Source organism: Erythrobacter sp. YT30, assembly GCF_001542875.1.
Taxonomy (GTDB): domain Bacteria; phylum Pseudomonadota; class Alphaproteobacteria; order Sphingomonadales; family Sphingomonadaceae; genus Erythrobacter.
On record NZ_LMAF01000002.1, the window covers coordinates 414266 to 429163 of the forward strand.

Sequence of the window (14898 nt, forward strand, 5' to 3'; positions counted from 1 at the left end):
AAGAACGCCAAGCTGTTAACACTTGCGAAGCCGCCGTCTCGACTAGGGACCAGGCATCTTTCGTCTATGGTGAATCAATCGTTAAACATGCATAATAGTCGCATGAAAAAAAGACGCGTTCCAATCCGACTCGCTAGCGGTTTGGCCTTTGCGGCCGCCCTTATGGTGACGCCGCTTTCCGCGCAGGACGCCCTTGAAGAAATTGGCGATGAGGCGGAACAGTTCGCACAGGAAGAGTACGACGCGATCCGCGCCATTGATCCAACAACCGGCGGACCATCCGAGGTCGTCGATCCGAGCCTTCCTACGCCTTATGGTGCGGAGGTCACTTCGCACGAGGAAGCCGCAAACACTATCGCTTCGCTTCCCCCGCTCACCGATCAAGCACGCGCTCCGGCGGCCCGGACAATTCCAGCGCGGCCAGCCCTGGCTAGCAATTCGGTAACCGCTTTGCCCATCGCGCCACCGCCTCCGCGCCCTTCTCCATCGCAGGCCTATCTCAATGAGGCTGCGCCTGCGGAAGTGTTTGAAAGCGATGATCCGTTTGTGATCAAGAGCATTCTCCCGATTGAGGGATCAATTCGCTATGGCGAATGGGCGTGGGATGAAAGTCGCGCGCCTACAACCGGCAAGTTGGTAATTACAGTCGATCTTGACGCGCGGATCATCTCTGTCTTCCGCGATGGCCACGAAATCGGCACCGCCGTGGCATTGCTCGGCACAAAAAAGCATCCGACACCGCTTGGCACGTTCCCGATCCTAACCAAGGAAAAGGACAATATTTCAGAGAAATACAACAACGCGCCGATGCCGTGGACCTTGCGCCTCACATGGAGCGGTATTGCGATCCACGGATCACCCGTCGTCAACGGCTATGCCAGCCATGGCTGCATTGGCGTACCCGATGACTTTGCCGAAAAGCTGTTCGAGATTGCCAAACGCGGCGATAAAGTGGTGATCACCAAGGGCAATATTGTTGGTCTCGGCCACAAAATGCTCTGACCGATCTCGGTCGTGAGCAGAGCCTTAGGTAGGCTCGGCTTCAATTCAATGCACAGCGCGCGGTGGCTCGGGTGAGAACCTCCAGGCGCGCATATCCACGCCGATCTTGTCCAGTTTTTCGATGCCGGGAATGGCGAGCACCCCGCCAAGGGATGCATTCTCCCCCTGCCACAAACGATCAAAGGCTCGGCCTGCCTCTGCGCGGCTCACCATCCCACCCAGCTCGCCCACAATCCGCATGATCGTTTCCACTGCAATCGCGCGGGGAACATTAGCATAATAGGTGATTGTCATTTGCCCGTTGGGATCGCGGTGAACCATGTCCTCCCAATCGATCTCGGCAAACCATTGGAGAGCCAGCCACGCCTCACCCAGATTGGAGGCGCTTTGCGCAAGTTGTTTGGGATCGAGCCACTGGTGCTCAGCCAGATGCTCGCGCACGCGGACACGGTCAAAGCTGGGGTCTTGGTTGGATGGATCGAGCGCTGGAGTGATACCGGCTGACGCGACGATTTCCTGTAGCTCCGCCTTGCGCCAACCCAGCAAAGGCCGGATTAAGAGCACGTCTTCATGTCCGGGCACATGCGAGCTGGCCCGCACACCGGCTAGGCCCGCCAAGCCGCTGCCCCGCGAGAGCCGCATCAGCAGCGTTTCGGCTTGGTCATCGGCATGGTGCGCTGTCGCAAGCGCACCTAGCTCGCGTTTTTCGGCCCATTCGCCCAGTGCCTGATACCGCGCCTCCCTCGCTCGGGCTTGCAAGTTTCCTTGAGAGATCTCCACTTTAAGCGGTGTGAACGGCACATCGAGCGCGGCGCAAATCTCCCCGACCAAAGCAACTTCGCTTGCCGCTTCCTCGCGCAGGCCATGGTCGACGCTCGCCACAGCGATTTCTCCAGGCAAAGCGGCATGGGCGAGGAGCAGCAGGGCAAGACTGTCTGGCCCGCCGGAAACTGCAAGGCCGAGCGGGCCTGTCCTCGCCGCCTTTGGCCACAGCAAAGCGACGTCGCGCTCGATCCGCGCGATAGCCTCGTCATCGCTGACAGGCACAATAGTACGAGGCAAAGTCATCGCCCCGATTGCTGGATCAGCGAGTGATTAAGTGCAAGTGACCTTTTGCCGATTGGACTGGTATTGATCAGCCAAACGCCCGGTGGCGACCGCCGGATATGTCTCTGCAAATTCCGCCAAGGCGATGCAGGCGCGCGTGGTATCGTTCAGCTCGATCATGCTTTCAGCCAGGAAAAGGAGACTATCAGGCGCGCGGCGCGCAGTCTTGTCCGCCTGATAATTGCGGAGGAACCAACGCGCTGCATCTTCAGGCATTCCATCATCAAGATACGCCCTGCCCAGTAGATTGCGCCCATACGTCACGCGGAAATGCGAGGGATACTCTTTGACATACTTGGTGAGCTGTTGGCGCGCTTCCGGGTAGAAGCCTGCATCCCACAAGCGAAAACCGTAAGAGTATTCATCATCGCCCGCGTCATCGGTCTGGGGCTTGGTGATGGCCTGTACGGCGGCAAGCCGCTCTGCCGATGGGCCTGACACACTAGTCGCCCCCGCATCAACCACATCGCCGGCCCCTTGCGCCGAAAGATTGCTGTCGACTGCGCTCGTGGTTTCTGCCGGCTCGCTGGCATCGCTCGAAAGGTCTCCGATTGGATCGGGCAGTGTGCCCGCCGTTTCCATTGCGGTGATCCGCTCATCCATCAAGGCGATGGCGTTGGACTGCTCTTCACTAACAGCGGTAAGGCGCTGCAATTGCGCTTCCATCGCATCGAGCCGGGCGAGAATATCGGTGACGGCAGTGGTCGATGGACGGTTTGCCGTGTTGGCTGCCCCTTCCTGAGCGCCCGTTTCCGGCGAGATCTGCGGTTCAAAAAAGCGCCCGTCGCCGCCGGGGAATACGTTGCGCTGCAAGGCGCGGATTTCGGCTTCAATTTTGCGCAGGCGCGCTTCTGAATTGTCCTGTGCGACGGACGGAACTGGCAGCGCGAGCACAGCCAGGGCAGCGCAGCCTGCGCCAATTGTATGGGCGAGCTGACGTGGCGACATCAACGATTTCCTTGCAATGGGCATGGCTTGATCTTGCTCCTAATCTCGTGGCCGCTGGAATGTGCCGATTATGGCAGCGCGCGCCTGAACATGGGCCGAATCCTTGCGCCCACGCTGCGGCCAAGTCGAGAGCGGCATACGCGAAATCCCAAGGAAATCGGGTTCAATTCGGTGGGATTTTTACCCAGGTCAGCGCGTGGGCGGGGTTTCTTCGACTTCCGGGGTGGGCTCGCTTGCAGGCGGGCTCGTCTCTTGCGGGGCAGGTGCAGGCGCGGTTTGAGCTGGCTCGGTTTCCGTTTCTGCCGGAGCAGCCTGCGGAGGCGCCTCCGCTTCAGGCTCAGCCGTGTTTGACGGTGCAGGCTGGGTCGGAGATGGCCGCGGCGTTGGCTGTGTTGGAGCGGATTGCGTTGGCCGCGCGGCAGGTGCGGTGCTCGGCGTCGGATTGGGGCTGGCGACTGGAGCCGTATTTGTTTCGGCGGGTGCAGGTGCCGCCGTGTTCAGCGCAAATCGTTCAATCAGGGCAGCCGCAGACACGGGTTCAACCAGAGTTACCTGCTGATCAGCCAGCTTTGGAACTGGCTGTCCGTCGATCGTGATCTGAAGGAATTGCGGACGGCCTGTATTGAGCTGCACGTCAGGGACATTGCGCGGCACTTCAAACGTGTCGCCGCGCATCAATGTTTTTTCGAGCAGCACATCGCCATCTTCAACGAAGAAACGAACCCAGATCTCATCATCGAGCGCGGTGAACACCACTTGGCCATCTGCGCTTATTGCCTCTTCCTGCGGGGTAGAAGCGGTTTCCGTTTCGCCTTCGGCGGCCTCGTCTCCATCCGCCAGGAGCGATCCCAGGCCCGGGCCGGATGCGTAATAGGTTGTGTAGAAAGCATAGACGCCGGCTGCGAGAATGATCGCGGCAATCGCGCCAAACCATGCAAGCCCTGCCGATGGCAGCTTTGCCGGATCGCCCGGCTCCATCCCGCCGGTGATAGCTGCGCGGCGCTCGCTTTCATCGGCCATTTCAGCGCGCACGGCATCGGTGATCTCGGTTTCATCGAGACCTACGGCGCGGGCATAATTGCGCGCAAACCCGATCGCGTAGGCACGCGATGCCATATGGTCGAAGTCTTCCTTCTCGAGCGCTTCGAGATGGTGGGTCGCTATGCGGGTCTCAGCGGCGATAAAGGCGAGGTCCCAACCTTTTTCGAGCCGTGCAGCGCGCAGCTTTTCACCTGGCCCCAGAGGAGCGCCAGCAGGCTCGTTTTCGGCGATGGATTCGCCCTCGCCTGTTTCTTGCTCGCTATCCATGACCCGGTCTTATCGTCCGCAATTGATTGATCCGCTTGCGCGTTACCACACCAGTACAGGTATGTCTGTCAAGGATTGTGAAGTTATGTCAACGCGCAATCAATGTTTATGCGCTGCGCAATGAATCGACACTATCAGTCGAATTCTATGCCTTGCTGTGCCGCCCAATCGCTTAAGGCGCTGCGCAAATGCACGCCGGGATCGGCGAGGAACTTTTCCATCGCGCTTTCAAGCTCGGCCAGATCGACTTGGCAGATAAGCTCCTTGATCGGGCCGACAGCGGCAGGCGTGATCGACAATCGGCGAAACCCGATGCCAAGAAGCGCCAAAGCTTCCAACCGGCGTCCGCCCATCTCCCCGCACACGCCAAGCGAGATGCCGCTGCCCTCGGTATCGCGTGTGACACGGCGCAAAAACCGGATAATGGGTCGGCTCAGCCAGTCATAGCGTTCAGCCAGCATTGGGTTCGCCCGGTCAGCCGCGAACAGGAATTGGGTGAGATCATTGGTCCCGACCGATAGGAAACTAAGTTTGGGCAAAAGCAGATCGAGCATTTCGGCGAGGGCTGGCACTTCCAACATCGCGCCATAATGGATCGCATCGGGCACTTGTTTTTTCTTCGAACGAAGGAATTGCAATTGTTCGTCGAACACCGCTTTTGCCGCGTCGAATTCCCACACTTCGGAAACCATGGGGAACATCACATAAAGCGATCGGCCCGCGCCAGCTTCCAAAAGAGCGCGCGCTTGCGCTTTCATCAGACCTTCGCGTTCAAGCGCCAGTCGCAAGGCGCGCCAGCCCATAGCCGGGTTCTCATCATTGTTCGCCACATCGGAGGCGAGATAGGGCACCGCCTTATCACCGCCGATATCAACAGTGCGAAAGATGACGGGCTTATCGCCCGCTGCGTCAATGACGTCGCGGTAGAGCTTCATCTGGCGTTCGCGCTGGGGCAGTGTGGCGGAGACGAGGAATTGAAATTCTGTCCGGAACAGCCCGACGCCGTCTGCACCGGTCATCGCAAGCGCGCTCATATCATCGCGCAGGCCTGCATTCATCATCACTTCGATACGCGTGCCGCACTTGGTCGTCGGCTCGACATCGCGCAATTCAGCGTATGCCGCCTGCTTTTCGCGCGACTTGGCAAAGCGCGCGGCGAATGCCTCCGAAACGGAAGTCGATGGGCGCACGGTGACTTGCCCGGCGGTGGCATCGAGCAGCACTTCATCGCCTTCGCGCACAGCGCCTCTCACGCCCTGAGTGCGGCCCAGGACGGGCACGCCCATGGCCCGCGCAACAATCACGACGTGCGCGGTGAGCGACCCCTCTTCCAGGATCACGCCTTTCAAGCGGCGACGGTCGTATTCGAGCAATTCCGCAGGGCCAAGATTGCGAGCGATCAGGATCGTGTCACGGCGAAGGCCTTGCGATGCGGCGGTGCCCAATTGGCCCGACACGATGCGAAGCAAGCGATTGGCGAGGTCTTCCAGATCGTGCATCCGATCAGCCAGCAGCGCATCGTCAATCTCGCGCATGCGCATGCGGGTGTGTTGCTGCACGCGTTCGATGGCCGCTTCAGCTGTCAGACCTGAATCAATCGCTTCGTTGATGCGGCGTGACCAACCTTCGTCATAGGCGAACATCTTGTAGGTCTCGAGCACCTCTTCATGTTCGCCGCCCACACCGAATTCCGCCTGACCGGCGAGGTGATCGATCTGCTCGCGCATCTTGTCGAACGCGCGGTAAACGCGCTGTCGCTCGGCCTCGATATCCTCAGCCATCACCTGTGTGATCTGAACGCGAGGCTGGTGGTACACGGCCTGTCCGGTCCCAAGCCCCTTTACAAGGGTCAGACCCGTCAGCGTCTGCGGCCCAGTCTCACGTCCACCAAGACTTAAAACGTCTTCCTCATCGACCAGTTCAGCATTGGCGATCAGCTCTGAAAGCACCATAGCTGTGGTCTGCAAGGCTTCAATTTCTACGTCTTCATATCGGCGCGGATCGACATGCTGGACGCACAAAACGCCCACAGCGCGCTCACGATAGACGATCGGAACACCTGCGAAGGAATGGAATTTGTCTTCGCCGGTTTCGGGCCGATATTGAAAGTCAGGGTGCGCCTTTGCTTCTGCAAGGTTCAGCGTTTCTACATTGTCGGCAATCGTCCCTGTCAGCCCCTCACCTATCGCCATGCGGGTGACGTGAACCGCGCTTTGATTGAGTCCGCGTGTCGCAAAAAGCTCCAACATGCCTTCGCGCAGCAAATAGATTGAGCAAACCTCGGATGTCAGGCTTTCGCCGACAATCTGAACGACGCGATCAAGCTTGCCCTGCGCATGCATGCGCGAGGCCATCACCTCGTGTAGGCGTGTGAGAATCTGACGGGCGGAAGCTGCTGCACTCATGCAATGACTGGTCTAGCCAGAGCGGCATATAAAATCAAAGTGGGACAGCCCTTATGCAGCCGGGAATGCGAGCTTTCACCCGCAGACCCGGCGTTGAAATCGCCAGAAAAGAAAAGCGCTTAGGCTAATTTCGTGCGATTTCTTCCTTCAATCGCAATTTCTGCTTTTTAAGAGACTGGATCATCGCTGCGTCTGGTGCGGGGCGGGCCATTTCATCGCGCAATTTCGCTTCGAGGCCTGCATGTTTGGATTGGAGTGCATTGACGTGTGACGATGCCATATAGTTTCTCCTGTCATTGCGGGGGGATGCCCCCGTTGGAGCGACTCGGCAGTCAAGCGAGCGAGTCGCCAGACACAAGAAAACCACATGCGACCCGTCTTGAAAAGCTCTTACAATAAACGAATGCGAACCGCCGTTGGAAATGCGCGGTCAATTGTGTGGGTTACGTATGTCAGAGCTTTGAAAAAGAACCTGATGACCGCAGAATCAATGGGCAATGGGCCCTTATTCCAGTTGCATTCAAACGCTGCGGCAGACACATAGGTCTGCATACTCTGGTTCTCGCAAAGCCAGTCTGAAAGAACCTCATAAGGGCGCGACTAAATGAATGAGGCTGAGCTTAAAAAACAGCTCGAATTGCTCCGCACGGAACACAGCGATCTTGATGCTGCGATCACCGCGCTCACGGAAGCGGGAGCGAAGGACCAACTGCAGATCGCTCGCCTTAAAAAACGCAAATTGCGGCTGAAAGATCAGATCGCCGTGATTGAGGATAATCTGCTGCCCGATATCATCGCATAACCGGAAACCCACTGATCGTCCCCCCCAAGACAATACATTTTTTCGAAATGTTCGCTTGGGCTGCCGCCTGTGGATTGCAACCTTTCCCGCCGCCAATTCGTTGGCATCAAAGGCATTCTGCACGATGTAATGGTTAAGGCGATGCTACCGCGTTTGTCCCGCTGAGGGACGGTCCCAGTTTAGGTCGGGATAGTCCAAGAAGTGCGCTGGCGATTGCGCCATCATCTGACTAGCTCAAACAGATATGCCGCGCACATCCAGCCTTTCCCGCCCGATTATCGAGGCACTTTATACAGAAGCGCTCGTCCTGACTGACGACGTGCGCGCGGTGTTTGCTCTTGGCGCGAAACAGCCGGATGAGGGGCAGGATTCGATGGTGCGTCTGGCGCTTTCCACCGAAGGCCTGCGCACCACAACCCGCATGATGCATGTGCTTGCATGGCTGCTAAACCAGCGCGCTTTCTTCGCTGGCGAATTGAGCGAGCAGCAGGTGCGAAAGCATGGAGCCTTACCCGCCGATCGCGGCGCTGATCCTGAACAATTGGAACGGCTGGAGCCTGAGACGTGCGAACTGATCGCGGAAACGGAAAAACTGCACCAGCGTATTGCCCGGCTCGATCAGGCGTGGCGCCAAAATTTTGAGGTTAGCTCGCCTGCCCGCGCCTTTCAGGGGCGACTTGAGCGGCGGCTGAGCGATTTCGCTTAAGCTGCTTTCAGCGCTTTTCGCCAGCGTTCCAATCGATCGCTTCTGACATCCTCGCTCATATCTGGCGTGAATTGCGTCAGCTTGCCGCGCATCGCTTCTGCCGCTTCGTTGATGTCAGCGCAAAGCCCAACGCCAGCCGCTGCGAGCATGGCCGCGCCCAGTGCAGTGGTTTCGACAAAGTCAGGTCTCTCAACTCTTAAGCCCAGCACGTTGGCGATATCCTGCGCCATCCAATTGTTAGCGGCCATCCCGCCATCAATCCGCAGAGTTTCCCATTCCGCGCCATCGGCGGCAAAGGCTTGGGCGAGATCGTGGGTTTGGTGAGCCATTGCCTCCAAGGCTGCGCGCGCCAGTTCGGCCTTGCCGCTTGCGAAACTCAGCCCTGTGATGACGCCGCGTGCATCGGCCCGCCAGTGGGGCGCGCCAAGGCCTGCAAGCGCGGGCACAATTGTCACGCCGCCGCTATCGGGAATTGATCGGGCGAGTTCCTCAGTTTGGCTGGCTACATCGACGATCCCCAGGGAATCGCGAAGCCACTGAACGAGCGATCCGGCGACAAACACTGACCCTTCAATCGCATAGGTGCGCTCCCCGCCAATCTGCATCAAAACCGTAGTGAGCAGGCGATGATCGGATTTGGTCGGCGTTTTACCCGCATTGGCGAGCACAAACGCGCCTGTGCCGTAGGTCGCTTTGGTTTCTCCCGGTGACAGGCAGGCCTGCCCAATCGTTGCGGCCTGTTGATCGCCGGCAATTCCTGTAATCGGAATTTCGCGCCCGAACAGGCGAACACCAGTTGTCCCGAGTGCGCCCGACATGTCGACCACTTCCGGTAAAGCGGCATGAGGAACGCCGAACATATCGCACAGCCCCTTATCAAAGCCGCTGCTCGAAAGCTCCATCAGCAAAGTCCGGCTCGCATTGCTCGCATCGCTGATATGCTTGTCCCCACCAGTCAGCTTATAGATAAGCCAGCTTTCGATCGTGCCAAATGCCAAAGTGCCATTGTCAGCAGCAGCGCGAACCTCGGGCACATTGTCGAGCATCCAGCGCATCTTGGTGCCTGAGAAGTAAGGGTCGAGCAGCAGGCCGGTGCGGCTTTGAATGTCGGCTTCGCGGCCCGCATCGCGCAATTCGGCACAGAACCCCTCGGTACGCCGATCCTGCCACACGATTGCGCGGGTCAAAGGCTCTCCAGTGGATGTGTCCCAGGCGACGACCGTTTCGCGCTGATTGGTGATACCGATGGCAGCAATACAAGCGGCCCCGCCCACCCGCGGGATTACATCGCGCGCGCATTGAAGTGTCTTGTCCCAGATTTCGGCGGCGTCATGTTCGACCCAGCCGGCCTTGGGATAGTGCTGCGTGATTTCAGCCTGTGCGCTTGCGGCGAGAACACCGTCGCTGGCGAATGCCATGGCGCGGGTCGAGGTTGTGCCTTCGTCCAGAACCAAGATGTAGTCAGCCATGCTCTCTCCGGTGATGCTACTTCACTTTATTTCCGGTCGCTTACCCACCCCTACCCCCTCTCGCAAGCGCAAGGGATAGTGGTGCATGTAAGCTTGCTCGTCAGTTGCTGCTGGTGGGCGGCATCTCGACAGGATGGCTGCTGACCTGCATAGGTTAATGCGATGCCCAAGATACCTCCCAAGCCATGGCCCACCGGCAAAGCTGAACTGGTCGAACCGCTGGTTGCAAGGGTGCTCGCGCCCAATCCGTCGCCCTATACCTTCACCGGCACTCAAACCTATGTAGTGGGCGAAGAGCACGGCCCAGATTGCGCGGTGATTGATCCGGGGCCCAACGAGGGCAACCATATCGACGCGATCGAAGCGGCAATTGCCGGGCGCAAGATCATCGCGATCATGTGCACGCATACGCACCGTGATCACTCACCGGCCGCCGCGCCGCTTGCCGAACGAACAGGCGCTCCGATTGTTGGTTGCGCGCCGCTGGTTTTAAAAAGCGATCATCCGCGCGCTGATGAAGCCTTTGATGAGACTTACGCGCCAGACCGTGTGCTGGAAGATGGCGAGCAGATGCGCGGCACCGGCTGGACGCTTACTGCAGTTGCCACACCCGGCCACACATCGAATCATCTGTGTTTTGCATTGGAGGAATCGGGCGCACTTTTTACCGGCGATCACGTGATGGGATGGTCCACCAGTGTCGTCATCCCGCCCGATGGCGATATGGGCGATTACATGGCGAGCCTTGAAAAACTGATGGCGCGCGATGATCAAACGTACCACTCCGCCCATGGCGAAGCGATCACCAAGCCCAAACAATTGGTGCGCGGCATGATCGGCCACCGCCGTCAGCGTGAAAACCAGATCTTGCGGCTGCTGGGAGAGCGGGCAAGGCCGGTCGAAGAGTTCATCCCGGAGATGTACAAAGGCCTCGACGAACGCCTGATCCCCGCAGCGGAATTGAGCGTGACCGCGCATTTGATTGATCTCGACAGACGGGGAATGGCCACCGCCGAGGGCGAGGTATGGCGAGCGGTCTGACTGGAGCCAACGTCAGGCTAGATTGTTCTAAGATTGGGTGGCAAGCGGACATTGTTGTTAAACGCTAATTGAGCAGTAGTCGTGCGATGCATTCATTCCCAAGTCCCGACGAAATTAGGTATCTGGTGGGATGCGAGTTGAGGACTGTTACGCTAATGCGTTGGCAAACTCATTTCGACTTTGATCAAGCGCAGCTGAACGTCGAGTGGGCGTTTGAGCATATAGATCGAATGGGAAAGGTGTGGCGCCATCATCACGATGGCGACGGTTTGGAGCCGGTCAGTCTGCGGCGGCTGTGTCAACAAAAGGTGAGCATGATTTCAGTAGAGCCGCTAACTCTTACTATTGGATTTGGCGACGGTGACGTTCTCAAGGTTTTCACCGAAGTCGGAATGTATGAGTGCGGCCATATCTTCGACGCCGACGGAAAGATCACTGTGTTCTAACTTCGCAATCTGGATCGCCAGCGGACCTAACCCAATTCCCCTTTCACAAAGCTCTCAGCAAGCGCGAACTTCTGAATTTTTCCCGATCCCGTGAGGGGAAATTCCGTTATCCACACCCAGTGCGCAGGGGTCTTTTGCGGTGACAAACGCTCGCGCACAAACGCCTTCAGCTCATCATCGGAAGGCCGCTCAGCGCCTTCGGCCAGCCGCATAAAGCACGCGACAATCTCGCCCCATTTTTCATCAGGCACGCCTGCAACCGCCACATCGGCAATGGCAGGATGTTCGAGCATCTGAGCTTCGATTTCGGCGGGGAACAGGTTTTCGCCGCCCCTGATGATCATCTCTTTGACGCGCCCTGTAATCTTCACATAGCCGCGCGACGACATGCTGCCCAAATCGCCTGTATGCAGCCAGCCATCTTCATCGATCGTCTCCGCTGTTGCCTTGGGGTTGTCGTTATAACCGACCATCATGTTGTATCCGCGCATGCAGATCTCGCCCTGCTCATCGACAGCGCAAACCTCTTTCGAATCTGGGTTTTTGATCGCGACTTCCATGTGCGAGCACGGCTGGCCAATCGTCTCGGTTAACTCGGCGCCTGTGTCGGTCGGCCACGCAGCCGTGATTGCGGGCGATGTTTCCGTCTGGCCGTAAACGATCAGTATCGGCACGCCGAACACCTCTTGCGATGCGCGGTTCAGTTCGGGCTGCACCATCGCACCGCCACTGATGATTTGTTCGACAACTTTGACATTTGTGCCGGTTGCTTTGGCCGCTTCGATGATAGCGAAGATCATAGTTGATACACCGCCGACAATTTCGGGCTTCTCGCGCTCAATCGCTTTGGCCACAGCCACAGGATCGAAGACCGACACCAGCATCAGGCACGCGCCATGCGATAAGGTGCCGAGCACGCAGACTGCGCTGCCTGCTGTGTGGAAAAGCGGGAACGGGCAGACCACCGTCTTGCCAGCCGACAATCCCCAGCGATGGAACACATCGTAATTGCTTTGGACAAGGCCGTGCTGGTGCAGCAGCACTCCTTTGGGAAAGCCGGTTGTGCCCGACGTGTACTGGATCATCACTATGTCTTTGGGGTCGCTTGGCCTGAATTCCCCGTCATGCTCGCCTGCGAACAAATCGCCGTGATCCTCAATATCGATGATATGCCCTGATGCGGGAAGGCCAGCGGCTGCTTCATCGACAATCGGGCGCAGCGCGGATCCGCGCACATTCGTTTGATAATAGACCGCCTCAGCCCCCGATTGCTCAAGCACATAGCGCACCTCGCGCGCCAGAAAACTGGGATTGACGGTGACAATGGTCAGCCCGGCGAGTGCCGCGCCCAATTGCACCATCACCCATTCAGGACAATTGCCCGCCATAATGGCAATCCGCGTGCCAGCAGGATGGCGCGAGGCCAGCGCTCGCCCTGCGCGCTCGGCTTCGGACAGCAGCTCGGCAAAGGTCCATTCGCGCCCCACACTGCCATCTGCCACTAGTTCGCGCAAAGCCAATCCATCGGGCCGCAGCTCCGCCTGTTCGCGCAGCATCCCTTCGATTGTGCGCTCGGCATAGTCCGTATCAGCCTGCGCCGGACAATAGGCCTCTTTCAAATCGAGTGCGTACATGTCTCTCTCCCCTGTGCGGAGGCTAGCACAACTCACCGCCAAAACACTCGCAAAACTGTGCAGTCCTGCCTATATCGCGGGCGATTCCAATTACGGGGCCTAAGCATGAGCGTTGAATCCAAAATCCCTAGCGGAGCAGATCTCCTCGCCGAGATTGATCGCCTGCGCAAAGAACGCAACGCCGTCATCCTCGCGCATTATTACCAGACGCCCGATATTCAGGACATCGCCGATTTCATCGGAGATTCGCTGCAGCTCTCGCAATTGGCTGCCGATACCGATGCTGATGTGATCGCGTTTTGCGGTGTGAAGTTCATGGCAGATACGGCGAAAATCCTGTCGCCTGATAAGACAGTTGTGCTGCCCGATATGGATGCTGGATGCAGCCTTGAAGACAGCTGCCCGCCGGAAAAATTTAAGGCCTTCCGCGAAGCGCACCCGGATCACATTGCGCTCACTTACATCAATTGTTCGACCGAGGTGAAAGCCTTGTCGGATGTGATTGTGACGAGTTCGAGCGCGGAGACAATCCTCGAGCAAATCCCCAAGGATCAGAAGATCATCTTCGGCCCTGACCGGCACCTTGGCGGATATCTCAGCCGCAAGTTTGATCGCGAAATGCTGCTTTGGCCTGGCGTATGCATCGTGCATGAAGCTTTCAGCGAAACCGAATTGCTGAAGCTTAAAGAGCAGCACCCCGATGCGCCGATAGCAGCGCACCCTGAATGCCCGCCGACGATTGTCGATCATGCTGACTATGTGGGTTCAACAAGCGGTATCCTGAAATTCGCCAAGGAATTCGAAGGCGACACGCTGATCGTCGCGACCGAGCCGCACATCATGCACCAGATGGAAAAGGCGCTGCCGGAAAAGACCTTTATCGGAGCGCCTGGCGCAGACGGAAATTGTTCGTGCAATATCTGCCCGTACATGGCGCTCAACACGATGGAAAAGCTCTATGTCGCGCTGCGCGATCTGGAACCCCGGATCGAGATCGAGGAAGAGCTTCGACTGAAAGCGAAGAAGAGTCTCGATGCCATGCTCGAACTTGCCAAAGGCACTGTCGGTCAGGGCGATCTCGGCCGTATCCTTTCGAAGTCGGACGGCTAGGGATACCGGTGATGAGCATGCGCGCGGCCCTTTGCGGCCTTTTGGCCCTTGCGGCACCCATTTTTGCGGCCGCGCCCGTCAGCGCGCAATCGACGACCAATTTCTCAATGATCGGCTTCGACGTCGATCTCTCCGATGCCGACAGCTATCACGCCGCGATCAGCGATGTCGTCGCGAATTGCGAGATGCACGAGCTGGATGGCGGCAATGCGGCCTGTGTGCAGCAAAAGGATAATGGCGGTCAGGTCTGGGTGGGCCTGCGCATCGATGGAGACGATGCCACCATCATCACGGCAAATCCCGCCTTTGTCGGGAAAAGCCGCTTCCCCGCCACCGTCGAAGGCCGTGTATCGGATAAGGAATGGGAGCCGTTTGAATACCAGCTCGCTGTCACTTTCAGCGATCTCGAAATCCCCTTGATAGTGGAACTCGCCGATCCGCGTGAAGCGGCGAATTTTCCCAAGGATGGCCCTCGACGCGACGTTGTGCTTGACCTCACCGCGTTCGTCTTTGCCCCTCAAATCTATTCGTCGGCCGAGGATTTCCTGAAAGCGCAGGCTTCACGCAAAGCGGAATTGCAGCTTGCCTCTGATTTCTTCATCCCGTCAGGCCTTTTCGGAGAAATCACTCACTCGCGCGCCAGCTTTGCCGGCAAAGTGATCGAAGCCGAATTGATGACAACCGAAGACGAGGTGAGCCATTGGCGGACCCTCGTTGAGGTTCAGGGTGGTGGCACCATCAATGTCGTGTTCGACGATAATGCGGTCGATACGCCGCCCAAGCGCGGCAATGTGATCGTGGGTGATTACTGGCTGAGCGCTCGGGTCATCGGCAAGTAACCGCCGCACTGTAGCACTCGTCTGGCGCTGATCTGACATCCCGCAACATTGATGCCCGATTTGCACAGTCGTGCGTTGCAT

Annotated in this window: 14 protein-coding genes; 7 read left to right on the forward strand and 7 right to left on the reverse strand. The window is 58.1% G+C overall.

What is annotated here, in order from left to right; all coding sequences use genetic code 11:
* Positions 1-102 precede the first annotated feature (102 nt).
* Positions 103-1002, forward strand: a complete 900-nt coding sequence (locus AUC45_RS06620) for a L,D-transpeptidase family protein (protein ID WP_233998560.1) — start codon at positions 103-105, stop codon at positions 1000-1002.
* 45 nt (positions 1003-1047) lie between these two features.
* Here AUC45_RS06620 and tilS read toward each other — a convergent pair whose 3' ends face one another.
* From tilS to AUC45_RS15515, 5 genes are all read right to left on the reverse strand, one after another.
* Positions 1048-2070 carry a tRNA lysidine(34) synthetase TilS gene (gene tilS / locus AUC45_RS06625; RefSeq protein ID WP_082701013.1) on the reverse strand — a complete coding sequence of 341 codons (1023 nt, stop codon included), beginning with the start codon at positions 2068-2070 and terminating at the stop codon, positions 1048-1050.
* Between the two features lie 27 nt (positions 2071-2097).
* Complete coding sequence (locus AUC45_RS06630; protein ID WP_067600127.1) at positions 2098-3057, reverse strand: tol-pal system YbgF family protein; 960 nt, start codon at positions 3055-3057, stop codon at positions 2098-2100.
* 189 nt (positions 3058-3246) lie between these two features.
* Positions 3247-4365 (reverse strand): helix-turn-helix domain-containing protein, encoded by a 1119-nt coding sequence (locus AUC45_RS06635; RefSeq protein ID WP_067600130.1) that lies wholly within the window; start codon positions 4363-4365, stop codon positions 3247-3249.
* Positions 4366-4499: 134 nt separating this feature from the next.
* Positions 4500-6770 (reverse strand): phosphoenolpyruvate--protein phosphotransferase, encoded by a 2271-nt coding sequence (gene ptsP / locus AUC45_RS06640; protein ID WP_067600133.1) that lies wholly within the window; start codon positions 6768-6770, stop codon positions 4500-4502.
* 124 nt (positions 6771-6894) lie between these two features.
* A complete protein-coding gene (locus AUC45_RS15515; RefSeq protein ID WP_082701014.1) occupies positions 6895-7050 on the reverse strand; it encodes a YdcH family protein in 156 nt (51 codons plus the stop codon).
* A gap of 324 nt (positions 7051-7374) precedes the next feature.
* Between AUC45_RS15515 and AUC45_RS06645 the strand changes: the two genes are divergently transcribed.
* Positions 7375-7572, forward strand: coding sequence for a YdcH family protein (locus tag AUC45_RS06645; protein ID WP_067600136.1), 198 nt, complete (start codon positions 7375-7377; stop codon positions 7570-7572).
* Between the two features lie 244 nt (positions 7573-7816).
* A complete protein-coding gene (locus tag AUC45_RS06650; protein ID WP_067600139.1) occupies positions 7817-8278 on the forward strand; it encodes a DUF1465 family protein in 462 nt (153 codons plus the stop codon).
* Here AUC45_RS06650 and glpK read toward each other — a convergent pair.
* Positions 8275-9747 (reverse strand): glycerol kinase GlpK, encoded by a 1473-nt coding sequence (gene glpK, locus AUC45_RS06655; RefSeq protein WP_067600143.1) that lies wholly within the window; start codon positions 9745-9747, stop codon positions 8275-8277. The genes AUC45_RS06650 and glpK overlap by 4 nt on opposite strands.
* A gap of 162 nt (positions 9748-9909) precedes the next feature.
* On the opposite strand from glpK, the gene AUC45_RS06660 reads away from it, so the two are divergent.
* On the forward strand, positions 9910-10788 hold the full coding sequence (locus AUC45_RS06660) for an MBL fold metallo-hydrolase (RefSeq protein ID WP_067600146.1): 879 nt from the start codon (positions 9910-9912) through the stop codon (positions 10786-10788).
* A gap of 155 nt (positions 10789-10943) precedes the next feature.
* Entirely contained in the window at positions 10944-11234 is a 291-nt protein-coding gene (locus tag AUC45_RS06665; protein WP_156423779.1) for a hypothetical protein, read from the forward strand.
* A gap of 26 nt (positions 11235-11260) precedes the next feature.
* Here AUC45_RS06665 and AUC45_RS06670 read toward each other — a convergent pair whose 3' ends face one another.
* A complete protein-coding gene (locus AUC45_RS06670) occupies positions 11261-12868 on the reverse strand; it encodes a class I adenylate-forming enzyme family protein (protein WP_067600153.1) in 1608 nt (535 codons plus the stop codon).
* A gap of 105 nt (positions 12869-12973) precedes the next feature.
* On the opposite strand from AUC45_RS06670, the gene nadA reads away from it, so the two are divergent.
* Together nadA and AUC45_RS06680 are read left to right on the forward strand one after the other, a co-directional pair.
* The gene (gene nadA / locus AUC45_RS06675; RefSeq protein ID WP_067600156.1) at positions 12974-13978 is read left to right on the forward strand and encodes a quinolinate synthase NadA; all 1005 of its coding nucleotides are present in this window, start codon (positions 12974-12976) and stop codon (positions 13976-13978) included.
* Between the two features lie 11 nt (positions 13979-13989).
* Positions 13990-14817 (forward strand): hypothetical protein, encoded by an 828-nt coding sequence (locus AUC45_RS06680; RefSeq protein ID WP_067600159.1) that lies wholly within the window; start codon positions 13990-13992, stop codon positions 14815-14817.
* Positions 14818-14898: the final 81 nt, after the last annotated feature.